24 protein-coding genes, 1 other RNA gene and 1 riboswitch are annotated in these 20,706 nt (G+C 65.2%); of the genes, 14 read left to right on the forward strand and 11 right to left on the reverse strand.

Annotation, left to right across the window (positions count from 1 at the left end; translation table 11 throughout):
* Positions 1-206: 206 nt before the first annotated feature.
* The 14 genes from NG698_RS19015 (at position 207) to NG698_RS19080 (ending at position 11,653) form a co-directional block, all read left to right on the forward strand.
* A complete protein-coding gene (locus NG698_RS19015; RefSeq protein WP_056343673.1) occupies positions 207-1,430 on the forward strand; it encodes a TadA family conjugal transfer-associated ATPase in 1,224 nt (407 codons plus the stop codon).
* Positions 1,430-2,284: a type II secretion system F family protein gene (locus tag NG698_RS19020; RefSeq protein WP_252611665.1), complete on the forward strand. Its 855-nt coding sequence runs from the start codon at positions 1,430-1,432 to the stop codon at positions 2,282-2,284. The genes NG698_RS19015 and NG698_RS19020 overlap by 1 nt, the downstream gene beginning before the upstream one ends.
* Complete coding sequence (locus tag NG698_RS19025) at positions 2,281-3,222, forward strand: type II secretion system F family protein (RefSeq protein WP_252611667.1); 942 nt, start codon at positions 2,281-2,283, stop codon at positions 3,220-3,222. Before NG698_RS19020 ends, NG698_RS19025 begins: the two co-directional genes overlap by 4 nt.
* Positions 3,223-3,303: 81 nt before the next feature.
* Positions 3,304-3,570, forward strand: a complete 267-nt coding sequence (locus NG698_RS19030) for a hypothetical protein (protein ID WP_252611669.1) — start codon at positions 3,304-3,306, stop codon at positions 3,568-3,570.
* 24 nt (positions 3,571-3,594) lie between these two features.
* Positions 3,595-4,017, forward strand: coding sequence for a TadE family protein (locus NG698_RS19035; protein ID WP_252611720.1), 423 nt, complete (start codon positions 3,595-3,597; stop codon positions 4,015-4,017).
* 73 nt (positions 4,018-4,090) lie between these two features.
* Positions 4,091-4,483: a hypothetical protein gene (locus NG698_RS19040; protein ID WP_252611671.1), complete on the forward strand. Its 393-nt coding sequence runs from the start codon at positions 4,091-4,093 to the stop codon at positions 4,481-4,483.
* A 64-nt stretch (positions 4,484-4,547) separates the two neighbouring features.
* Positions 4,548-4,961 (forward strand): pilus assembly protein TadG-related protein, encoded by a 414-nt coding sequence (locus tag NG698_RS19045; RefSeq protein ID WP_252600148.1) that lies wholly within the window; start codon positions 4,548-4,550, stop codon positions 4,959-4,961.
* Positions 4,962-5,024: 63 nt separating this feature from the next.
* Complete coding sequence (gene prfB / locus NG698_RS19050; protein WP_058931963.1) at positions 5,025-6,143, forward strand: peptide chain release factor 2; 1,119 nt, start codon at positions 5,025-5,027, stop codon at positions 6,141-6,143.
* Between the two features lie 175 nt (positions 6,144-6,318).
* Entirely contained in the window at positions 6,319-7,113 is a 795-nt protein-coding gene (gene ftsE, locus NG698_RS19055; RefSeq protein ID WP_252611673.1) for a cell division ATP-binding protein FtsE, read from the forward strand.
* Positions 7,110-8,024, forward strand: coding sequence for a permease-like cell division protein FtsX (gene ftsX, locus NG698_RS19060; RefSeq protein WP_252611675.1), 915 nt, complete (start codon positions 7,110-7,112; stop codon positions 8,022-8,024). Before ftsE ends, ftsX begins: the two co-directional genes overlap by 4 nt.
* Before the next feature lie 27 nt (positions 8,025-8,051).
* On the forward strand, positions 8,052-9,458 hold the full coding sequence (locus NG698_RS19065) for a peptidoglycan DD-metalloendopeptidase family protein (RefSeq protein WP_252611677.1): 1,407 nt from the start codon (positions 8,052-8,054) through the stop codon (positions 9,456-9,458).
* Between the two features lie 87 nt (positions 9,459-9,545).
* Positions 9,546-10,016: an SsrA-binding protein SmpB gene (smpB, locus tag NG698_RS19070; protein ID WP_056343258.1), complete on the forward strand. Its 471-nt coding sequence runs from the start codon at positions 9,546-9,548 to the stop codon at positions 10,014-10,016.
* A gap of 87 nt (positions 10,017-10,103) precedes the next feature.
* Positions 10,104-10,472: a transfer-messenger RNA gene (ssrA, locus tag NG698_RS19075) on the forward strand.
* 203 nt (positions 10,473-10,675) lie between these two features.
* Positions 10,676-11,653 carry a S1C family serine protease gene (locus NG698_RS19080; protein ID WP_252611679.1) on the forward strand — a complete coding sequence of 326 codons (978 nt, stop codon included), beginning with the start codon at positions 10,676-10,678 and terminating at the stop codon, positions 11,651-11,653.
* A gap of 4 nt (positions 11,654-11,657) precedes the next feature.
* On the opposite strand, the gene NG698_RS19085 is transcribed toward NG698_RS19080, so the two are convergent.
* The 11 genes from NG698_RS19085 to NG698_RS19135 form a co-directional block, all read right to left on the reverse strand.
* Positions 11,658-11,795, reverse strand: a complete 138-nt coding sequence (locus tag NG698_RS19085) for a hypothetical protein (protein ID WP_185260969.1) — start codon at positions 11,793-11,795, stop codon at positions 11,658-11,660.
* 81 nt (positions 11,796-11,876) lie between these two features.
* Complete coding sequence (locus tag NG698_RS19090) at positions 11,877-12,245, reverse strand: hypothetical protein (protein ID WP_056343264.1); 369 nt, start codon at positions 12,243-12,245, stop codon at positions 11,877-11,879.
* A gap of 43 nt (positions 12,246-12,288) precedes the next feature.
* Positions 12,289-12,684: a fluoride efflux transporter FluC gene (locus NG698_RS19095; protein WP_252600147.1), complete on the reverse strand. Its 396-nt coding sequence runs from the start codon at positions 12,682-12,684 to the stop codon at positions 12,289-12,291.
* Positions 12,684-13,118, reverse strand: a complete 435-nt coding sequence (locus tag NG698_RS19100) for a fluoride efflux transporter FluC (protein WP_252611681.1) — start codon at positions 13,116-13,118, stop codon at positions 12,684-12,686. The genes NG698_RS19095 and NG698_RS19100 overlap by 1 nt, the downstream gene beginning before the upstream one ends.
* The gene (locus NG698_RS19105; RefSeq protein ID WP_252611683.1) at positions 13,119-13,832 is read right to left on the reverse strand and encodes a metal-dependent transcriptional regulator; all 714 of its coding nucleotides are present in this window, start codon (positions 13,830-13,832) and stop codon (positions 13,119-13,121) included.
* Between the two features lie 31 nt (positions 13,833-13,863).
* Entirely contained in the window at positions 13,864-14,622 is a 759-nt protein-coding gene (locus tag NG698_RS19110) for a class I SAM-dependent methyltransferase (RefSeq protein ID WP_252611685.1), read from the reverse strand.
* A gap of 121 nt (positions 14,623-14,743) precedes the next feature.
* Positions 14,744-16,183, reverse strand: a complete 1,440-nt coding sequence (locus NG698_RS19115; protein ID WP_252611687.1) for an aminotransferase class V-fold PLP-dependent enzyme — start codon at positions 16,181-16,183, stop codon at positions 14,744-14,746.
* Positions 16,184-16,218: 35 nt separating this feature from the next.
* Positions 16,219-16,332: riboswitch (SAM riboswitch) on the reverse strand.
* A gap of 157 nt (positions 16,333-16,489) precedes the next feature.
* Positions 16,490-17,302, reverse strand: coding sequence for a histidinol-phosphatase (gene hisN, locus NG698_RS19120; RefSeq protein ID WP_104061136.1), 813 nt, complete (start codon positions 17,300-17,302; stop codon positions 16,490-16,492).
* A gap of 52 nt (positions 17,303-17,354) precedes the next feature.
* Complete coding sequence (rsgA, locus tag NG698_RS19125) at positions 17,355-18,470, reverse strand: ribosome small subunit-dependent GTPase A (protein ID WP_058931974.1); 1,116 nt, start codon at positions 18,468-18,470, stop codon at positions 17,355-17,357.
* Positions 18,454-19,854, reverse strand: coding sequence for a 3-phosphoshikimate 1-carboxyvinyltransferase (gene aroA / locus NG698_RS19130; RefSeq protein ID WP_252611689.1), 1,401 nt, complete (start codon positions 19,852-19,854; stop codon positions 18,454-18,456). The genes rsgA and aroA overlap by 17 nt, the downstream gene beginning before the upstream one ends.
* A 6-nt stretch (positions 19,855-19,860) precedes the next feature.
* Entirely contained in the window at positions 19,861-20,397 is a 537-nt protein-coding gene (locus NG698_RS19135; protein WP_252600117.1) for a DoxX family protein, read from the reverse strand.
* Between the last annotated feature and the right edge of the window lie 309 nt (positions 20,398-20,706).

Below are 20,706 nucleotides of genomic sequence, written 5' to 3' on the forward strand. Positions count from 1 at the left end.
ACTGAACTGCAATATCGAGACTTAACGCGCCTACCCTAACACCGCAGTGTCTGCAGTAACCAGAGTTTCCGTTGTTGCCAATGTGAAAGATGCGTCACTGTTATCCACAGCCCGACTCATATGACTTGGCGGCGTGCTGTACGCTCCCTAGGCTGTACCCAGTTGAACTGCCTCCGCCGGGGGCGGCAGTTGTATTGGGGAACTACATGGACGCTGTGCGAATCGTGGAAGACGAAGTCCGCGAGCTGATCCGCCGTCGGGGTCTTGATCCACTGCGGCAGGCGGGCGAGGTCCGTCGTCTCGTAGAGGCGGCTGTCAGCGACTACGACGAACGGGCCCTGATGGGGCCGCTCCCTCCGATTGGTCCGCTGGAGGCCGCCCGCAGGTTTGTCTTTGATGCGGTGGCCGGCTTCGGTGTCCTTCAGCCGCTGCTGGACGATCCGACCATCGAGGAAGTCTGGATCAACGCGCCCAACGAAATCTACGTGGCCAGGAACGGCGAGTCGGAACTGACCTCACTCAGCCTCACGGACCAGCAGGTTCGCGATCTCGTGGAACGCATGTTGAAGAGTTCCGGCCGCCGCCTGGACATGTCATCGCCCTTCGTGGACGCAGCCTTGCCTGATGGTTCGAGACTCCACGTAGTTATTCCAGATGTCACCCGCAGGCACTGGGCCGTGAATATTCGCAAGTTCGTGGTGAAGGCCAGCCGCCTGGAGCACCTGGTCGAGCTTGGAACCCTGACACCACAGTCCGCCCGATTCCTCGGTGCAGCGGTGTCCAGCGGACTGAACATCCTCGTGTCGGGCTCAACCCAGGCGGGCAAGACCACCATGCTCAACTGCCTGGCAGCGAGCATCGGCAGCCGTGAGCGCGTCATTACGGTCGAGGAAATTTTCGAACTCCAGTTCCCGCTCCGGGACGTCGTCGGACTCCAATGCAGGCAGCCCAACCTCGAAGGCGAAGGCGAGATCCCACTGCGCAGGCTTGTAAAGGAAGCCCTCCGGATGCGCCCGGACAGACTAGTGGTGGGAGAGGTACGGGAAGCGGAAAGCCTGGACATGCTCATCGCCTTAAATAGTGGACTTCCGGGGATGTGCACCGTCCATGCAAACTCAGCCCACGACGCTGTGACCAAGATCTGTACCCTTCCGCTACTCGCCGGTGAAAATATCTCGTCTGCCTTCGTCGTCCCCACGGTGGCGTCCTGCATCGACCTCGTGGTCCACTGCAGCCGGCACGCCAACGGCCGCCGCCAAGTAACCGAGATCCTTTCCCTCGGCCGGCGGGTGGAAAACGGCATCATCGAATCCTCCATGGTTTTCGCCATGGAGGACGGCCAGCTGCAGCCGCGGGCCAACTCCATGCCCGCGGCGGAGAAGTTTTCCCGGGCAGGGTACGACGTCGCGGCGCTGCTGGAGCCGCGCTGATGGCGCCTCTGGTAGGGGTGCTTGCGGGCGCCGGGCTCTTCCTGATCTGGTGGTCGTTCTGGGAAAAGCCGGCAGCGCTGAAGCGCCGCCCGCGGGCCAGCCGCCTCGAGGACCTGCTGGCCTCCGCCGGAATCGAAAAGGTCACCGGGACGGGCCTCGTCGCGTCGTGCCTGGGACTGGGCATATTTGTGGCTCTCATCCTCTTTGTCGTCAGCCGGTCATGGCCTATATCCGTCTGCTTCGGACTTTTCGGCGGGTGGCTGCCCGTCAGCATTGTCCGGTGGCGGGCGACCAGGAGAACTGCCGTCCTACGCCAGCTCTGGCCGGACGTGGTGGACCACCTGCGGTCGGCCATCCGCGCCGGGCTTTCACTGCCGGAGGCCCTGATCCAGCTGGGGGAGAAAGGCCCCGAGGAGCTTCGGCATGTTTTCCGGGACTTCGGAGCCGACTACCGCGCGGGCGGGCAATTCGATGCATCTCTTAATAAACTCAAGGACCGGCTGGCGGACCCGGTGGCGGACCGGATCGTCGAGGCACTCAGGCTGACCCGTGAAGTGGGCGGTTCGGACCTGGGGAAACTGTTGGGCACCCTTGCGGAATTTCTCCGGGAAAATGCGCGGACACGCAGCGAGCTCGAGGCCCGGCAGTCCTGGACTGTCAACGCCGCCAGGCTCGCGGTTGCCGCTCCCTGGATCGTTATGCTCCTCCTGGCCACCCGGCCTGAAGCCGTGAACGCCTACAACACGCCCATGGGAGCCGGCGTCCTCCTCGGCGGGCTCGTGGTGTCGCTGGTCTGCTACTCCATCATGCTCCGCATCGGCGCCCTTCCGCAGGACGAACGGGTGCTGCGATGAACGGGATCTCGGCGGCTGCGATTGTGTGCGGCATCGTCCTCGGGACGGGCCTGTGGCTGATCTTCGTCCGGTTGCCCTTTATGCGGCCGCTCACATTCGTCGAGCGCATCGATCCGCAGCTGAAATCGCAAAACCTTGAATCGCGGTTGCTGCGGGCCAGCGGACAGAACGCCACGCCATTCGGACCGTTGGACCGGATCGTGCGTCCCCTGCTCCACGACGGACTCGCAGCCTTGGGGAAGCTGAACCTAGGGTCAAAGGCGCTGACCCGCAGGCTCGCCCAAGCCGGCATCAACAAATCACCCATAGATTTCCGGGCCGAACAGCTCCTCTGGGCCGCTGCTGGATTCGCCGCCGCCATGGCCGCGGTGGTGCTGGGCGCGGTAGCCGGCCGGTTCAGTCCATTCCTCGCGGTTGTCGCCGTCCTCGGAAGCGCGCTCGGCGGCTTTCTCTTCCGTGACTTCTGGTTGGGCGTCCAGATCAGCAGGCGGGAATCCCGGATGATGGCGGAGTTTCCCAGTCTTGCCGAGCTCATGGCCCTGGCTGTCGGTGCCGGTGAAAGTGCCACGGGGGCCCTGGACCGCGTCTGTCGCAGTGCCAGTGGCGAGCTGGCCAAGGAGTTTTCCAAGATTCTTGCTGAGACCAGAGCGGGAAAACCGCTGGTGGAAGCGCTCCAGGAGTTTTCCTCGCGGACAGATCTGGGGCCGCTCGTCAGATTTGTCGACGGAATCATCGTGGCGGTCGAGCGGGGCACACCCTTGGCAGATGTGCTGAGGGCTCAGGCCCAGGACGTCCGGGACACCGCAAAACGGGACCTCATGGAGTCGGCGGGCAAGAAAGAAATTGCCATGATGGTTCCTTTGGTCTTTGGTGTACTGCCCTTAACAGTGGTTTTCGCAGTGTTCCCCGGCATCGCGGCCATCAGCCTTGGACTTTAGCCATGAGCATCGCCAAGCCGTCACAGCCGCTAACCGCCACATGACTTCCACCGCGTCATTTACACAACGAATGGGACCGAAATGAAAAACATGGGAATCTCGGGCAGCCTGCTGCTCCTCGCTTTGCTGGCCGGCCTGTGGGCACGGACCAGTGAAACTGTGTCAGGCCGGAGGTACGCAGCGACGGATCCCGACGTGCCGGCACAAGACCACCCGGAACGTGGCGACGTCCCCGGTTGGGTGATGATCACCTTAATGTCCGCAGTTTTGGTGGCGGGGTTGCTGGCTCTCGCCGGCCCAGCCCTCGAAACGATGTTCAACCAGGCCATGGACAAGGTCGGAAAGTAAGTCATGCTGGGCGCCAGCCAATGCATGCCCAGCCGGGAACCGTGCCAGTCCCGGATCGGCGCTGAGCCGGGCTGGCGCACGGATGAACGCGGTTCTGCCGTCGTGGACTTCGTCCTCGTGGGTGGCCTGCTCACCATGTTTTTTCTGGCGATAATCCAGCTGACCCTGGTCCTGCACGTCCGCAACACACTGATCGACGCGGCAGCCTCAGGGGCACGTTATGGAACCCTCGCAGACCGGGGAGCGTCAGATGCCCAGGAACGGGCGGCGACGCTCATCGAGACTTCCCTAAACGCTGAGTTCGCGCAGGACATCACAACTGCCGAAGCGACGTTCCAGGGCCTGCGGACCCTCGAAGTGACCATCAAGGCTCCGATGCCCGTCATCGGGCTGATCGGCCCCCGGGACCTGCTGGAGGTGAAAGGCCATGCGGCCATCCAGCCCTAACACCTGGCGTTCCCGCCTACGCAAGCGATTCAGCGAGGCGCTCAGCAACGAGCACAGGGAAAAGGGGAGTGCAGTGGTCGAATTCACCTTCCTCGCGCTGCTCCTGATGGTCCCATTGGTCTACTTCATCATCACCGTGGGACAGATCCAGGGTGGGTCCTTCGCCGTGGTCGGCGCCGCCGACCAGGCCGCGAAGGTGTTCGTCGCCCAACCGGATGCAGAGTCTGCCGAGGCTGCTGCCGAACGGGCAGCCCTCATCGCCCTCGCGGACTTCGGCCACGATGCCGAGCAGGCACGCGTATCCACCCGCTGCGACCCTGCCGACTGCCAGTCTGCGGGCACGGCCATCACCGTCACGGTCAACCTCACTGTCCCGCTGCCCTTCGTGCCATTCAACGAGGACTTCAGGCTCAAGGCCAGCGAAGTTGAAGCCTCGTCCACCCAACTGGTGGGCAGGTTCCGGTGACCCAAAAGTGACGCAGAAAGCGATCCCCGAAGCCACGCAGAGCGATCCAGGTGAGGGCGGCCAGATGACCGTCATGATCATCGGCTACGTCGCGCTGGCCCTCTTGGTGGTCACAGTGGTCATCGGCATCTCCAGCGTCTACCTCGAACACAAGCGGCTGTTGTCCCTGGCCGACGGCGCCTCGCTGGCCGCCGCCGACAGCTACACCTTGGGCGAGGTCGGGGGAGAGGGCGGGAGCCCCTCAGCCGTACTGGGCCCTGGACGCGTCCGCAGCGTTGCGGCCGACTTTATCGCGCGGAGCCCGTCGTCGGCCCGGTTCGACGGGTTAGCCGTTTCAGCGGCGACCGGCAGCCCTGACGGGTCCACCGCCGTCGTGGTTCTCAGCGCTGTTGTCCACCCTCCGGTGGTGAACTTCCTGGTGCCTGATGGCATCAGAATTGAAGCGGCCTCCACGGCCCGTTCCCGGCTCACGCGCTGACCGGAAGCGGAGAAGCCAGGAGAAGTCCGGCACTCCGGCCGGATAGCGTAGGCTTAAACGACCATGGCCAATATTGATTTTTCCGCAGAAATCCGCGCTCTTCGCGCCACCTACACCTCCATCGAGCGAGTCAGCGATGTTGAGGCTCTGAAGGAAGACATCGCCGAACTGAGCGAACGCGCCGGCGAGCCTGACCTGTGGGATGACCCCGCCGCGGCGCAGAAGATCACCTCCCGCCTGTCGCACCGCCAGTCCGAGCTGGAGCGGCTGAACCGGCTGGTATCGCGGATCGATGACCTGGAAGTGCTGGTGGAGCTTGGCCAGGACGAGGATGACGCCGATTCCATGGGCGAAGCTGCAACCGAGCTGGAGTCCATCAGGAAATCCCTGAAGGAACTCGAGGTAGTGACGCTGCTTTCGGGAGAGTACGACGAACGTGAAGCCGTGGTGTCCATCAGGGCCGGGGCCGGCGGCGTGGACGCCGCAGACTTCGCCGAAATGCTCATGCGTATGTACCTTCGCTGGGCCGAACGCCACGGGTACCCCACCACCGTCATGGACACCTCCTACGCCGAAGAGGCGGGACTGAAGTCCGCAACGTTCGAAGTCAAGGCACCGTATGCGTTCGGCACGCTCAGCGTCGAAGCCGGGACTCACCGCCTGGTGCGGATCAGCCCGTTCGACAACCAGGGCCGCCGCCAGACGTCCTTCGCCGCCGTCGAGGTCATTCCGCTCATCGAGTCAACGGACTCCATCGACATACCGGACAACGAGATCCGTGTGGACGTGTTCAGGTCCTCCGGTCCCGGCGGGCAGTCGGTTAACACCACCGACTCCGCCGTCCGGTTGACCCACATCCCCACCGGCACCGTGGTGTCGATGCAGAACGAAAAGTCGCAGCTCCAGAACCGGGCAGCAGCCCTGCGCGTTTTGCAGTCCCGGCTCCTTCTCCTGAAGAAGGAGCAGGAGGACGCCGAAAAGAAGGCGTTCGCCGGCGATGTCAAGGCATCCTGGGGCGATCAGATGCGCTCCTACGTCCTGAACCCGTACCAGATGGTCAAGGACCTCAGGACCGAACACGAGGTAGGCAACACCTCCGCCGTGTTCGACGGCGAAATTGACGACTTCATCGACGCCGGGATCCGCTGGCGCACCGACAACCGGAACGCCGAGAAGTCGTAGCTGCTGTGCCTACCCGGTAGGCCTGATCGCGCGACACACCCCCGAAGCCCCCGAAAACCGGCCAAAAGCCTGCGTATAGTCGAGGAGCCGGAGCTCTACTTCCCCCAAACGAATGCCCGTGCTCCGGCTGCAGATCTGGGCTGTATCAGCCGTGCCCTGCAGGGTAATTAGGGCCATGATCCGATTCGAAAATGTCACCAAGGTCTACGACCATACGGCCCGGCCTGCGCTGGACGATGTCAGCCTTGAGATTGACCGTGGTGAATTTGCCTTCCTCGTCGGCGCTTCCGGATCCGGAAAGTCCACGTTCCTGCGGCTGGTGCTGAAGGAAGACCGGGCCTCCTCGGGCGCCGTGTACGTCGCCGGGCAAAACGTCGCCAAGATCTCCAGCTGGCGCGTGCCCAGGCTCCGCCGCGGCATCGGCGTGGTCTTCCAGGACTTCCGGCTCCTTCCGCAGAAGAGCGTGTTCGCCAACGTAGCCTTCGCGATGCAGGTCATCGGCAAGAGCCGCAGCGTCATCCGCGACACCGTCCCCGAAGTCCTGAAGACCGTGGGCCTGGAAGGCAAGGAAAACCGCCTTCCGCATGAGCTTTCCGGCGGCGAGCAGCAGCGTGTGGCCATCGCCCGTGCCGTAGTCAACCGCCCCGGCATCCTCCTCGCCGATGAACCCACCGGCAACCTGGACCCCACCACCTCCATGGGCATCATGGGCGTGCTGGACAAGATCAACCAGAACGGCACCACGGTGGTCATGGCCACGCACGACGACGACATCGTCAACGAGATGCGCAAGCGCGTTGTAGAGCTCAGGAACGGCATCGTCATCCGCGACGAGGCCAAAGCTTTGTATACCTCGATGATCCCCGTGGTGGGCCAGTCCCGCCGGCTCAGGGACGCCAGCGGCCGGGACGAATCCCAGCCGCACGCATTAGGGGAACGCAATCCGGGCGCAGGGGAGGAGCAGCGATGAGGTTGGCTTTTGTCCTCGGTGAGATCGGCAGTGGCCTGCGGCGCAACGTCTCCATGGTGGTCTCGGTCATCCTGGTCACCTTCGTCTCACTGACGTTCGTTGGTGCCGCAGGCATGCTGCAGCTCCAGATCAACCAGATGAAGGGCTACTGGTACGACAAAGTCCAGGTTGCCATCTTCCTCTGCAGTGACGGTTCGACGGCGGCCGGTTGCGCCACCGGGCCGGTCACGCCGGAGCAGCAGGACAACCTGCAGACCCTGCTCGAATCACCCGCCGTGGCCCAGTACGTCAACGATTTCCAGTACGAGTCCAATGAAGAGGCCTACAAGCACTTCAAGGACCAGTTCTCCAATTCTCCCATCGTCGATTCCGTCACGCCGGACCAGCTCCCGTCATCCTTCCGGATCAACATGAAGGATCCGGAAAAATACCAGATCATCAGCGAGACGTTCTCCTCGCAGCCGGGCGTCGAAACCGTCATTGACCAGCGCCAGTTGCTCGAGCGGCTCTTCTCCGCCATGAACGCCGCTTCCCTAGTGGCCGTCAGCATCGCCGGCGTGATGATTGTCTGCGCCATCCTCCTGATCGCCACCACCATCAGGCTCTCGGCCTTCAGCCGCCGCCGCGAGACCGGGATCATGCGGCTGGTGGGCGCTTCCAAGATCGTCATCCAGCTGCCGTTCATCCTCGAGGGCGTGATTGCGGCGGTGATCGGCGCCGCCCTGGCATCCGGCACGCTGTGGGCCGTGGCGCACTTCTTCCTGGGGGAATACCTGTCCAAGCAGTATCCGGACACGGCGTTTATCTCACCGGGCCAGACGCTGATTCTTGCGCCAGCCTTGCTGATCCTTGGCGGATCTTTGGCAGGAATTTCGTCTCTCTTGACCTTGCGCAGATATTTGAAGGTTTAGGCTGTGCAAACCGAACAAGGAATCCTGATGAACGAATTGCACCGAACTGCGCCCCGGCACCGGGCCGAACGCCGACGACCTGCAGGCCGCCGCGCCGGCCTGATCAGTGGCCTCCTGGCCCTGCTCCTCGCCGCCAGCATGGGTGCGTCAGCCCCGGTGGCGCACGCCGATGAGCTCGATGACAAGCGTGCCGCCCTCGAAGCTGAGGCGGCCCGGGTTCAGCAGTCCCTGGAATTCGTGGACTCACGCATCGCGAAGGCCGCCGGCGACCTAGTGATCTACCAAGGCCAGCTGCCGGGCGCCCAGCAGGCACTCCTGGAGGCCCAGGGGCGCGTGGCCAGTGCGGTCAAGGAAGTCGAAGCCCTGACGGCGCGGGTTGACCTTGCACAGCAGAATAAGGCCATAATCACCCAGCAGCTTGAGGCTGACAAGCAGAAGATCGCGGACACCAAGAAGCTGATCGGCCAGATCGCCACCCAGGCCTATAAGTCCGGAGGCGTGCCGTCGAACCTGACCCTCTTCTTCGGGGCAAACAACGGCGGCAGCCTGACCGACACCATGGACCTCGCGGACCAGGCCATGCGCAGCCAGAACGCCGCCATGGACAAGCTGTCCCAGCAAAGCGCCACAAATGTGAACTCGCAGGCCCGGCTCGAAGCCGTTGAGGCAGAAATCAGGGACCTCAAAGCCAAGGCAGACGCCGCCTTGGAACGGGAAAAGGCTGCCCGTGACGAGGCGGCTGCCAAGAAGGCCCAGGTTGACCAGCTGATCGCCGACACAACAAGACTTGACGCTGAACTCCAGGCAGCGAAACCTGGCATTCAGTCCCAAATGGCGGCGGTTGCAGCAAGCCAGAACGCCATAGCCAACGAGATCGCCGAACGTGACCGCAGACTCCGGGAGGCCTGGGAAGCAGAGCAGCGCCGCCTCGCTGAGGCTGCTGCTGCCGCCGCACGGGCGCAGGGCCAGGCCGAGCAGCCGTACGCCCCGGTGACCGGATCGCCGTCGGCCTTTGGCTTGCGGCATCCCTTCTCGGGCGACGTGCCCATCACCTCCGGCTTTGGCTGGCGCTCAACCCCGCCGGGAACCATCGACTTCTACGGCACCGGCGGTTACCTCCACACCGGCATCGACTTCGGCGCCGCCTGCGGCACTCCGGTCTACGCAGGGGCAGCCGGCGAGGTCTTCTCCTCAGGCTGGAACTCCGCCGACGGCGGCGGCTGGCGCGTGAAGCTCTCCCACGGAGTGGTGCAGGGCAACTCGCTGACCACTATTGTTTACCACAACGCCAGCGTCGTGGTCTCCAACGGCCAGCAGGTTTCCGCCGGGCAGCTCATCGCCTACTCGGGCAGCACTGGCAACTCAACGGGCTGCCACGCACACTTTGAAACCTGGCTCAACGGGGCCGCAGTGGACCCGATGCGGCTGCTGTAACGCCGGTCCGCGCCTGCCGTACACTGGTATGACTCCGCGCCGGAACGGCCGGAGCCAACCAGGATCCAAGAACTGAGGAGTTCCACCGTGCCCAAAGAAAGTGGCCGTAAAGTAGTGGCCACCAACCGCAAGGCCCGGCATGACTACCACGTGCTGGATACCTACGAGGCCGGCATCGCCCTGATGGGGACCGAGGTCAAGTCGCTGCGCGAAGGCCACGCCTCCATGGTGGACGGTTTCTGCACGTTCTATAACGACGAGCTGTGGATGGAGGGCATCCATATCCCGGAGTACAACCAGGGGAGCTGGACCAATCACTCCGCACGCCGCCGTCGGAAGCTGTTGCTGCACCGTGAAGAGCTCAACAAGATCTCCGTGAAGATCCGGGAGTCCGGCTTCACAGTGGTGCCGCTGCAGCTGTACTTCCTCGATGGCCGGGCCAAGGTGGAGATCGGCGTCGCACGCGGTAAGCGGGAGTACGACAAGCGCCAGACCCTGCGTGAGCAGCAGGACAACCGCGAAGCCCTTCGCGAGGTCCGGGAACGCAACCGCAGGTAGGAATGATTTCCGCCGGGCATGCGTTATGATAGATAGTCCGGCAGGGATTTGTGCGTGCACAGCCCGGCCGGTTTGAAAACAAAATACGGGGATGATCGGTTTCGACGATGTTAGTCGCGACAGGTGAAGCGGGCCGAGGATGCAGAATTATCTCGTAAACGCTGTCTGCAAACCAATAAGTGCCAAATCAAACCGCACTGACTTCGCTCTCGCTGCCTAAGCAGTAAGACAGTCCGTCAGCCCGAGGTTGCTATTGCCCCGGATCCTGGCGTCATTTAGATAGCCACTGCTGCTTGCCTCCGTCATCGGGGCAAACGGGACTCTTAGATGACTGGGCCCGGATCAGCCACCTGTTTGCAGGAGGGCTGGGGCCGAGAAAGTCCGACGCAAACTGCGCCCGGAGAAGCCCTGTTAACACAACATCGGACGGGGGTTCAATTCCCCCCATCTCCACATTTTGAATGTCGCAAGACATTGCCAGAAGACCCGGACCCGCGTCCGGGTCTTCTGGCATTTAAGCGCGGTGTTGAGTGCCCTGTTCACCCACGGCGTAGCTTTTCCGGGACTACGCGGTGCTACCCCGTGGTTGTCGCCAATAAGCTCCGGCGCAGCAGCAGGTCTGGAAGCCGGGGGCAGCAACGCCAGCCAGGAGGTGTGCCATGGAACAGGCGCAGGAACCCAATGCAGCGGCCGACGACGGTCCGCTGGACTCGTATTCGGAGACCGTCATGCGCGTGGCTGAGACGGTCACCCCGCATGTTGCGGCCATTGAAATGACCGGCAACCGCCGTAACGGCCGGTTCCGCATGGGCGCAGGCTCGGCGGTGCTCTTCACTGAAGACGGCTACCTGCTCACCAATTCGCATGTGGTGGCCGGCACCCATCAAGGCCATGCCGCCTTTGCTGACGGCAGCCGGACCGATCTTGAACTGGTGGGGGCGGATCCTTTGTCCGACCTCGCGGTGCTCCACGGCAGGGCACCGAAAGTGGCCCCGGCGCAGTTCGGCGATGCCGAGACGTTGCGGGTGGGCCAGCTGGTCATTGCGGTGGGGAATCCGCTGGGCCTGGCCGGATCAGTTACAGCGGGTGTGGTCAGCGGCCTGGGCCGTGCCATTCCGGTATGGTCCAGTGGCAACCGGCGCGTGATCGAGGACGTCATCCAGACCGACGCAGCACTCAATGCCGGCAGTTCCGGCGGAGCACTGGCCGATACGCACGGCCGCATCGTGGGAATTAATACCGCAGTGGCCGGAGCGGGGCTGGGCCTGGCCGTGCCCATCAACACCACCACGCGGCGCATCATCTCAGCGCTGCTGAAGGACGGCCGTGTCAGGCGGGCTTATCTCGGCGTGGTCAGCACACCTTTCCGGCTCAATGCCAGCGCAGTGATCAGGACGGGACAAAGGGACGGGCTGCGCGTGGTGGAGGTTCTGGCCGGTTCGCCTGCAGACCGCGGGGGCCTGCGGGCGGGTGACGTCATCCTGACAGCCGGAAGCCGCCCCGTCAGCAACGCCGAGAGCCTGCAGAAGCTGCTGTTCGCCGATGCGATCGGCCAGCCGCTGCCGATTCGAGTGCTGAGGGACGGCCAGGAAGTGGACATTGTGGCAGTGCCCGAAGAGATGGCCGGGAACGGGTAACCCGCTACCGGCGCTTCTTCAGGTGCGCTACCGGGTCCTGCGGGCCTTCAATCGGGCTCTTGGCCTTCTTTTCCGCGCGTTTTTCCTTGATGGTTTTGACCGGCTTCTTGTGCAGCTGCTGGTGTGGTGACTTGTCCGGCATGGCATGCTCCTTACGACGTGGGACGGGCTGCGTCCCACTTCGTAAAATACGCCTGTTCAGCCCCGAATGTAATGCCCGGAATCAGTCCGGAACTGCAACGTCCGCGATGCCCACGAAACGGGTCCCGACGCCGTCGAACTCGCTCCGGATGAGGCCCGGCCTCAGCGGCGGCACCTCGTCCGGGGCATGGTGCTCGCACACCACATACGTGAATTCCGGCCACCATTTTTTGGGCCGGGCCGCTTCCTCGTAGCCGCAGACGGCACATTCCAGATGCACCCAGACCGGACGCTTGCCGGTCCGGTTGGCCCGCGACTGGATCAGCCATGCCGGTGGGTTGTCCAGGATTTCGCCCAACTCCGCCTCGGTCAGTCGTTTCGGGATGCCATGGCGCTGGGCCATTTCCATCGGTACATCAAGGGCAATTGCCGCGTCGCGTCTGCTAATCATCAGAGTCAACGATACGGGACCGGGACAAACCTGAATGAGTCCCTTACGACGCCAGTGCGATGCCGACAGCCGCCGCGGCAAATCCGGCGGCCAGGTTGGCGCCGATGTTCAGGGCGGCGGCACTGAACCGCGACTCGCTCAGGAGCCGCACCGTGGCGGTGGTCCAGGAGCTGAACGTGGTGAGCCCGCCCGCCAGGCCGGTGGCGACAGCGGTCTGCCACTCGGGGGCAAGGCCGAGCCGTCCGGTGATGCCGATGGACAGTCCGATGATCAGGCACCCGGTGACGTTGACGGTGAGCGTGGCCCACGGCCAGTGCCGCAGCCTACCGCTCGGGCTGACGGCCGTGCGGAGCCCCTCGCGGTGGGCGAACCAGCTGTCGACGGCGAAGCGCAGCAGGGCGCCCGCCATGCCGAACACTCCCACCAGGACCGCGCCCATCACGGCGCTGTCCCCGCCCGGTCACCCTGCAGCCGGTCGGTGAGTAGCCGTCCGGTCCGCCAGCCACCGGCCGCGCCGCCCAGTCCCAGCAGCAGGGATAGCCCCAGGTAGGCGATCCACACGGGATGTTCGCCGGCCCTGGACAGCTGGTCACTCGAGAAAACGACTGCTGAGAACGTGGTGAACGAGCCCAGGAATCCGGGCCCCAGGCCGGCGCGGAGCCAGAATGCCGTCTGCGGCCGGGCCATCCAGACCGTAGTGAGGGCAGCCAGCACAAAACTTCCGGTGACGTTGATGGCCAGGGTGGTCCAGGGCATTGCCCCCACGGTTTCCGGAAAGGCGAGTCCCAGCCCGTACCGGAGTTCCGTTCCGGCGAGGCCGCCTGCCGCCACGGCCAGCCAGGCCCGCCAGTGCGGAACGCGGGCGTTCGTCATTCAGCTGCCGCTGAAGGTGCAGCCGGTATGGGGGTGGTCACTGTGGACCCAGAGCGCCGCGGTGACTTCATCCGCGAGATCGTAGTCCCGCTTCCTGCCGGCGTTGCTGATCCGCACCACCAGCGCTCCGCCAAACGGCTTACGGCCCACTACCTCGACCTCGTCGTCGAGGTCGATTTCCTCGGCGGAAAGATACCGCAGCAGATCAGGGTTCTCGTCGCTGATACGGGTGATCCGGCCGGTGTGCCCGGGATCGAGTTCGCCGAGGAGGTGGGCCTCGGGCAGGCGCACGGTGCCGTCCGCGGCGGGGATCGGGTCACCGTGCGGGTCACGTTGCGGGTTGCCCAGTTTTGCCGCCATACGCTCAATAAACGTGTCCGACACCGCGTGCTCCAGCAGTTCGGCTTCGTCGTGGACTTCGTCCCAGCTGTAACCAAGCTCCTGCACCAGGTAGGTCTCAATGAGCCGGTGCCGGCGCACCATGGACAATGCCAGCCGGACCCCGGAGTCTGTAAGGGTGATGGCGCTGTATGGCTTGTGGTCCACCAGGCCCTGGTCCTTGAGCTTGCGGACCATCTCCGAGACCGAGGAATTGGCCACCCCCAGGCGCTGCGCGAGCTGCGAGGACGTGATGGGTTTGTCCTGCCACTCCGTGAAGCCGTAGATGACCTTGACGTAGTCCTCGATCGAGGAGGAGGGCGCGCTGGTCTTCACGTTTCCAAGCCTACCCGGTGGTCAGCGCCCGTCACGCCTTCGTGGCCCGCCACGTCAAAGTCAGGTACGGCAGGCTGATCTCCTCTTCGGCGGCGTGCCCCAGGTGTTCGTGCAGGTACCAGTCGAGGTTGGCGAGGACCTTGCCGCGCGTGGCTTCGCCGGCGCGCAGGTAGTAGCTGCGGGACTTCGTCAGTTCCATGATGTCCGCCGTGCTGAGGCTGTCCTCCCACCGCGTCACATGGCTCTCGAGGCCTTCAAACTCCGGCCCCACCACCGGGCGGAACCCGGGCTTGTAGACGTCGCCCGCGTGCATGATGCGGGACAACCGGTGCACCCACGGAACGGACGTGTCCAGCTGGTTCCAGATCAGCCCCAGAGTTCCGCCGGGCCGCAGGATCCGCGCCAGTTCGGTGCTCGCCTGCAACGGATCGCACCAGTGCCAGGCCTGCGCCACGCTTACGACGTCGAACGAGGAGTCAGCGAGTCCCGTCGCCTCTGCCGTCCCCTGCGTCGCGTCCGCCGCCGCGTAGTGGGCCCGCAGCTGTTCGAGCATGTCCGGCGACGGATCCACGGCGGAAACCGCCAGGCTGCGTTCCAGCAGAAGGGCGGTGAACTTGCCGGTTCCGGCGCCCACGTCCACGGCGTCCGTGGCCCCGGCAGGGATCAGCCAGTCCGCTGAGTCGGCAGGGTAGCCAGGGCGTACGCGCTGGTAATGTTCGCCGCCGTCCTGGAAACTCTGTCCGAGTTCCAGGCGGCGTCCGTGCTCAAGTCTGGGGCCACCCCGTGCCACGTGCGGCCTCCTTCAACTGTGCCCATCGGTATCCTTCGAATTTACCGCATGGGCCGCAGCCGCTGGGGCAGGCGGCAGTCAGGCAGCGGTCAGGTCAGGAACCAGGGGAGGAAAGCGTCAGTCAGTCGTCAAGGCACGGAGCTGCGCCGGCGGTGCCCGGGGTGTTGGGAGCCCAGTGAGGGTACGTGCGGGAGTCGTTGGCCGGAACCCAGCGGCCCGCGTCCACCACGTAGTCCCAGCCCAGGCCGGTCCGGCGGAGTTGCTCCAGGCCGGCAAGGAGGCGCTGGGCATCCTCCAGCCGTGAGCCCACGCCGAAGCTGGCCCGCAGGGAACCGGAGGGAAGGCCGAGGCGCTTGAGCAGCGGGTGCGCGCAGAAGCGGCCGTCCCGGAGGCCAACGCCATGCTCGGCCGACAGGTACGCGGCCACAAGCCCGGCGTCGTACCCTGCCACGGAGAAGTTCACCACGCCGATGGTGCCCGCTTCAGCGTCCGTGTCCGAGAAGATCTGGTGCACGGTGACGCCGTCGATCTTCCCGAGCCCTTCCACCAGGAATGACCTGATGGCTGCCTCGTGGGCGTGCCAGCGGTCGTGGTCCAGGGACGCGATGACCTGGGTGGCGCGGGCCAGGGTGGCCGCGCCGAGGACGTTGGGGGAGCCGCCCTCGTGCCGGGCCGGGCCGGTGGCCCAGCTGACGCCGTCGAGCCTGGCCTCGCGGACGGCGCCGCCGCCGGCCAGGTGGGGCGTGCCGGCGTCGAGCCAGTCGGTGCGGCCCACCAGGACGCCGGAGCCGAACGGCGCGTAGAGCTTGTGCCCGGAGAAGGCGAGGTAGTCGACGTCGTCGGTGCTGATATTGATGCGCCGGTGCGGCGCCAGCTGCGCGGCGTCCACCACGATCCGCGCTCCGTACTCATGGGCGAGGGCGGCCAGGGCCTTGATCGGGAGGATCTCGCCGGTGACGTTGGAGGCGCCCGTGACCGCGAGGAGGCTGACGTTGCCCTGCTCAAGTTCGGCGCGGAGGACCTCGATGGTCCCCACGATGGTGTCCGCGGCGACAACGCTGCGGTGCGGGACTCCCTGCCACGGAAGCAGGTTGGCATGGTGTTCGATGTCCAAGTAGAGGACATCGCCATTGGGCCGTCCGTCCGTCGCCGGCAGGCAACCCGCCAGCAGGTTCAGCGAGTCGGTGGTGTTCCGGGTGAAGATGACGGAGTCGTCCGGGCGCCCGCCCACAAAGTCGCGCACGATGTCCCGGGCGTTCTCGTAGACGGAGGTGCTGATCTGCGACGCGTAGCCGGCGCCGCGATGGACGCTGGCGTAGAACGGCAGGATCTCGTTGAGGTAGGCCGACACGACGGAGAGGGCGGGAGCGGATGCGCCGTAGTCCAGGTTCGCGTACCGGACATGGCCGCCCTGGATCAGCGGTGCCTGGATTTCCGCCCCGGTGACCGCAGAGAGGGGGCGCCCTGCAATAGCGGCGTCATCGTGGATCAGCGCAGTGGCATTGGCGGGGGCGGCGTTGCTGGGAGAAACAGTGTTGGGGGAGACAGTGGCAGTTGTCACGGAGACCTCACTCTAGAAGGACTCCCGGTAACGGGAATCCGCGCTTGCCGTGTCCATTCCGGACCGGCCTGGTCGTCACCCGGGGCACCCCACCGCGAATGGAGGGTTGCCGGCCAGCAAACCGGGGTTTCGCGCTGGCACTCGTGACCTGTTAAGAAGCGTAGAACATCCGCCGCTGCAGAAAGGAAGCTCGGCCCAATGTTAAGGACTTTGTTACGCGTTTGAGGAACAGCCTCATTTGTCGAAGATACGACGGCGGACGCCCCCTTGAGGAGGCGTCCGCCGTCGATAATTCGAAGAAAGTGCCTAGAGGAGATCGTCCAGATCCGGGTTCAGCCGCTTGAGCACCTCTGAGTGCAGGATGGAGTTCGTGGCCAGGGCGTTGCCGCCGAACGGCCCGTCCTGTCCCTCCAAGGAGGTGAAGCGGCCGCCGGCTTCCACTACGATGGGCACCAGGGCAGCCATATCGTACAGGTTCAGTTCGGGCTCGCAGGCGATGTCCACGGAACCTTCGGCCACCATGCAGTAGGACCAGAAATCGCCGTAGGCGCGCGTGCGCCACACGTCCTCGGTCAGGCCCAGGAACTCATCCAGGTTGCCGCGTTCCTTCCAGCCGCCCAGGCTGGAGTAGGACAGGGAGGCATCCGAAAGTTTGGAGACGTCGGAGACGCGGAGCCGCGTTGCGGCGGCGAGGGACTTGCCCATGTACGCGCCGGAACCCTTGGCGGCCCACCAGCGTTTGCCCAGCGCGGGCGCGCTGACCACTCCCACCACGGGTTCGCCTTCGTCCACGAGGGCGATCAGGGTGGCCCAAACCGGGACGCCGCGGACAAAGTTCTTGGTGCCGTCGATGGGATCAATGATCCAGCGGCGGGAGCCATGGCCCGAACTGCCGAATTCCTCGCCCAGCACGGCGTCGCGCGGACGCGAGCGGGACAGCTGGCCGCGGATGGCTTCCTCCGCGGACTTGTCCGCGTCCGTTACCGGCGTCAGGTCCGGCTTGGTCTCGATGCGGAGGTCCAGTGCCTTGAAGCGGCTCATGGTCTGGTCATCCACGGAATCTGCCAGCACATGGGCAAGGCGCAAGTCATCGTTGTAGCTCGAAGCGGGTTGGATCATGGTTCCAAACTACCGTCTCAGGGCCGCAGTGTTGGGGACATCGGCGTCCCGTCTAGCCGATGCTGCCGAGTTCCTTGGTTTCCTGGCCCACCAGGCGGGGATCCGTGCCCAGCAGCCGTCGCAGGGACGCGAGCCGGGCCGGGCCGGTGGGGCCCGCGTGGCCGGCGGACACCCAGGCATCCACGCCGCAGTTGACGGCCGCGGTGTTGTGCTTGCAGCCACGCTCGCAGGCATCCGTACCCGGCTCCAGGTCCGGGAAGGACCGCAGGATCCGGTCCGGGTCCACGTGGGCCAGGCCGAACGAACGGATGCCAGGGGTGTCGATGATCCAGCTTCCGGCGGGAGCTCCGGTCAGCTTCAGGGCTAGGGCCGACGACGACGTGTGGCGGCCGCGGCCGGTCACGGCGTTCACACCACCGGTGGCCCGTTCGGCCCCGGTGAGCGCATTGACCATGGTTGACTTGCCCACGCCGGAATGACCCAGCATCACCGAGACCTTGCCCTCGAGGTACGCGCGGAGCTGCGAAACTGCGTCACTGTCCAGGCGGGCCGAGAGGCCGTCGTCGGAGCGGGCATCGATACCTGAGGCTTCGGAGTCCGACGTGCGGCTGATGATCACCGGGAAGTCCAGGTGCTCGTAGTTGGACAGCAGTTCCGCCGGATCCTTGACGTCCGCCTTGGTGACGAGCAGCAGCGGCTCAATGCCGGCGTCGTAAGCGGCCACCAGGGCGCGGTCGATGAAGCCTGTGCGCGGCTCCGGGTTTGCGGCGGCCACCACCACCACCAACTGATCTGCGTTGGCCACCACCGCACGCTCGATCGGATCAGTGTCATCGGCGCTGCGGCGCAGCAGGGTCCTGCGGTCCTGGATCCGGACCAGGCGGGCCAGCGTGTCGGGTTCCCCGGAGACATCTCCAACGAGGGAGACGAAGTCGCCGGCAACCACGGGGGAGCGGCGGAGTTCGCGGGCCCTGGCTGCGATGATGATCCGCTCGTCGCCCGAGTCTTCGCCGACGACGGCGGTGTACCGGCCGCGGTCCACGGTGATGATGCGGCCCGTGACGGCGTCGTCGTGGCTGGGGCGGTCCTTCGTGCGCGGCCGGGAGCCCTTTTTGCTGGGCCGGATCCGGACGTCGGACTCGTCCCAGGAATCAGTGCTGCGTGCCACCGGGCGAACCTTCCATGCCGTCGGCGGCAGCCGCGCCCTGGGCCAGCATGTCGGCCCACATCTGCGGGAATTCCGGCATGGTCTTGGCAGTGGTAGCGATGTCCTGGACTTCGATGCCCGGCACCGCGAGGCCGAGGATGGCACCGGCGGTGGCCATTCTATGGTCCGCGTAGCTGTGGACGACGCCGGCGTGCAACTTTGCCGGGCGGATCACCAGACCGTCGCTGGTCTCCTCCGCGTCGCCGCCGAGGCGGTTGATTTCGGTGACCAGCGCGGCCAACCGGTCCGTCTCGTGGCCGCGAAGGTGCGCGATGCCGGTCAGCCGTGAAGGTCCGCTGGCCAGGGCGCAGAGGGCCGCCACGGTAGGGGCGAGTTCGCTGGTTTCGTCAAAATCCGCACCCTTGATCTCTGGCCCGGCAGTGACGGTCAGGACGCCGTCAGCCAGGCTGACGTCCGCGCCCATGTCCGCCAGGATGCTGCGCCAGAGGTCTCCCACCTGGGTGGTGCCGGCGGGCCAGTCCGGGATCCGGACGGTGCCGCCGGAGGCCAGCGCGGCGGCCAGGAACGGGCCGGCGTTGGAGAGGTCCTGCTCAATGCGCTGGTCAAAGGCGCGGATGGGGCCTGGTGCCACTACCCAGTGGTTCGGCACGGAATCGTCAATTGATACACCGACGCCCCGGAGTACTGCAACGGTCATGTTGATGTGGTCCAGGCTCGGCACCGGTTTGCCCACGTGCTCCAGGTGGAGTCCGTCGGTAAACCTGGCGCCGACCAGCAAGAGGGCCGAGACGAACTGTGACGACGCACTGGCATCGATCACCAGGTGGCCGCCCCGGACTTCCCCAGTGCCTTCCACGGTGAACGGCAGCGACGAGGGGGTCCCGCCGTCGTCCGCCGTCAGGGCAACCCCGAGAGCTTTCAGGGCCTCGATGATGGTGCCCATGGGACGCTTCCGGGCGTGGGGGTCGCCGTCGAACACGCTCACGCCGTTGCGCAACGCCGCAAGCGGCGGAACAAAACGCATTACTGTTCCGGCGAGGCCGCAGTCAATGTGCGTCCGTGACGACGGCGCCTCCCGGCTCAGGGGCATGACCTCAAGGTCCGGCCCGAACGCGCCGTCGCCGGGCACCTCCGTGATGGTGGCTCCCAACTGGCGGAGGGCGTCGATCATCAACGCAGAGTCCCGGGAATGCAGGGGGGCGCGGAGGCGGGACGGCCCGTCAGCCAGCGCGGCCAGCACCAGGAACCGGTTGGTCAGGGATTTTGAACCCGGCACCGTGACGGTGGCGTTGATGGGCCTGCTGGCGAAGGGGGCCGGCCAGTGCGGAACGGTGCCGGTGGAGCTGTGTGAGTCGGTGGCTGCGGGCGGGGTGGAACCGGTCATCCGTCCTTACGCCCCCGTTGCGTGTTCGACGGCGCGGCGCACGGCCTTGTCTGCCTTGTTAAGCTTTTGGCCGGTGGTCTTGCGGGCGCCGGCGGCGCTCTTCCGGGCGTCCGCGGCGAGGTGCCCGGCACGCCAGGCCAGGCCCGGCTTGCCAGCGGTGTCCACCGAGGCCAGCAGGGCGCCGCCGCTGAGGGAAATGTTCTTGAGCAGCTGGTTCCGGCGGGCCTGGCGGCCTTCCTTGGTGCTGATGTCTGCGCTGCGCCATTCCACAAAGGTGTTCAGGAGCGAGATGACTGTCAGCAGCGTTGCCGAGAGGCGGCTGAACTTGCCCAGGCCGAACAGTACGCCTGCACCCACCTGCGTTCCTCCGATCACCCGTGCCAGCATCTTTTCGTCGGCCTGGAACGGCAGCGACGCGGCTGCCTTCTGCAGGAGCGGCGAGAGCTGGGTGGCGGTGTCATCGGCATTCTTCAGCTTGTCCAGTCCGGCGACTACGAAACTGGAAGCCAGCATGGGGCGGGCGAGAGTGCGGACAAAGGACATGGATTTCCTCCTGGCTGGACGAACCGCACCGAATGCGGCGGAGTCCGTTCTAGTCTTGCACTTTTGAGGAATATTTGCCTGCCGCCAGCGGTTATGGATTGCGGGTCCGCCGAACATCGGACGAATTGACTCATCATGGATTGCCCGGCACGTATTTGCCCGGAACACCATGGCCTGACACAGACTGGAGTTGCCCTTGAGGTTACTGAAGGACGGGACGGAACCCGCCGGACCCGTAGCACTGCAGACTCTGGAATCCAATCCTCCGGAGTACGGAACGCCGCGCGCCAAGGCCGTGACAGTAGACTT

Source organism: Pseudarthrobacter raffinosi, assembly GCF_023913735.1.
Taxonomy (GTDB): domain Bacteria; phylum Actinomycetota; class Actinomycetes; order Actinomycetales; family Micrococcaceae; genus Arthrobacter; species Arthrobacter raffinosi.

Bases quoted from the DNA above. Each gene is read 5' to 3' on its own strand.
- NG698_RS19090 (WP_056343264.1), bottom strand. From the start codon at position 12,245: ATGATTAGCAGACGCGACGCGGCAATTGCCCTTGATGTACCGATGGAA.
- NG698_RS19030 (WP_252611669.1), top strand. From the start codon at position 3,304: ATGAAAAACATGGGAATCTCGGGCAGCCTGCTGCTCCTCGCTTTGCTG.
- NG698_RS19095 (WP_252600147.1), bottom strand. From the start codon at position 12,684: ATGGGCGCGGTCCTGGTGGGAGTGTTCGGCATGGCGGGCGCCCTGCTG.
- aroA (WP_252611689.1), bottom strand. From the start codon at position 19,854: ATGACCGGTTCCACCCCGCCCGCAGCCACCGACTCACACAGCTCCACC.
- NG698_RS19080 (WP_252611679.1), top strand. From the start codon at position 10,676: ATGGAACAGGCGCAGGAACCCAATGCAGCGGCCGACGACGGTCCGCTG.
- ftsE (WP_252611673.1), top strand. From the start codon at position 6,319: ATGATCCGATTCGAAAATGTCACCAAGGTCTACGACCATACGGCCCGG.
- NG698_RS19100 (WP_252611681.1), bottom strand. From the start codon at position 13,118: ATGACGAACGCCCGCGTTCCGCACTGGCGGGCCTGGCTGGCCGTGGCG.
- prfB (WP_058931963.1), top strand. From the start codon at position 5,025: ATGGCCAATATTGATTTTTCCGCAGAAATCCGCGCTCTTCGCGCCACC.
- NG698_RS19085 (WP_185260969.1), bottom strand. From the start codon at position 11,795: ATGCCGGACAAGTCACCACACCAGCAGCTGCACAAGAAGCCGGTCAAA.
- NG698_RS19025 (WP_252611667.1), top strand. From the start codon at position 2,281: ATGAACGGGATCTCGGCGGCTGCGATTGTGTGCGGCATCGTCCTCGGG.
- hisN (WP_104061136.1), bottom strand. From the start codon at position 17,302: ATGATCCAACCCGCTTCGAGCTACAACGATGACTTGCGCCTTGCCCAT.
- NG698_RS19020 (WP_252611665.1), top strand. From the start codon at position 1,430: ATGGCGCCTCTGGTAGGGGTGCTTGCGGGCGCCGGGCTCTTCCTGATC.
- NG698_RS19015 (WP_056343673.1), top strand. From the start codon at position 207: ATGGACGCTGTGCGAATCGTGGAAGACGAAGTCCGCGAGCTGATCCGC.
- NG698_RS19045 (WP_252600148.1), top strand. From the start codon at position 4,548: ATGACCGTCATGATCATCGGCTACGTCGCGCTGGCCCTCTTGGTGGTC.
- ftsX (WP_252611675.1), top strand. From the start codon at position 7,110: ATGAGGTTGGCTTTTGTCCTCGGTGAGATCGGCAGTGGCCTGCGGCGC.
- NG698_RS19135 (WP_252600117.1), bottom strand. From the start codon at position 20,397: ATGTCCTTTGTCCGCACTCTCGCCCGCCCCATGCTGGCTTCCAGTTTC.
- NG698_RS19065 (WP_252611677.1), top strand. From the start codon at position 8,052: ATGAACGAATTGCACCGAACTGCGCCCCGGCACCGGGCCGAACGCCGA.
- NG698_RS19035 (WP_252611720.1), top strand. From the start codon at position 3,595: ATGCCCAGCCGGGAACCGTGCCAGTCCCGGATCGGCGCTGAGCCGGGC.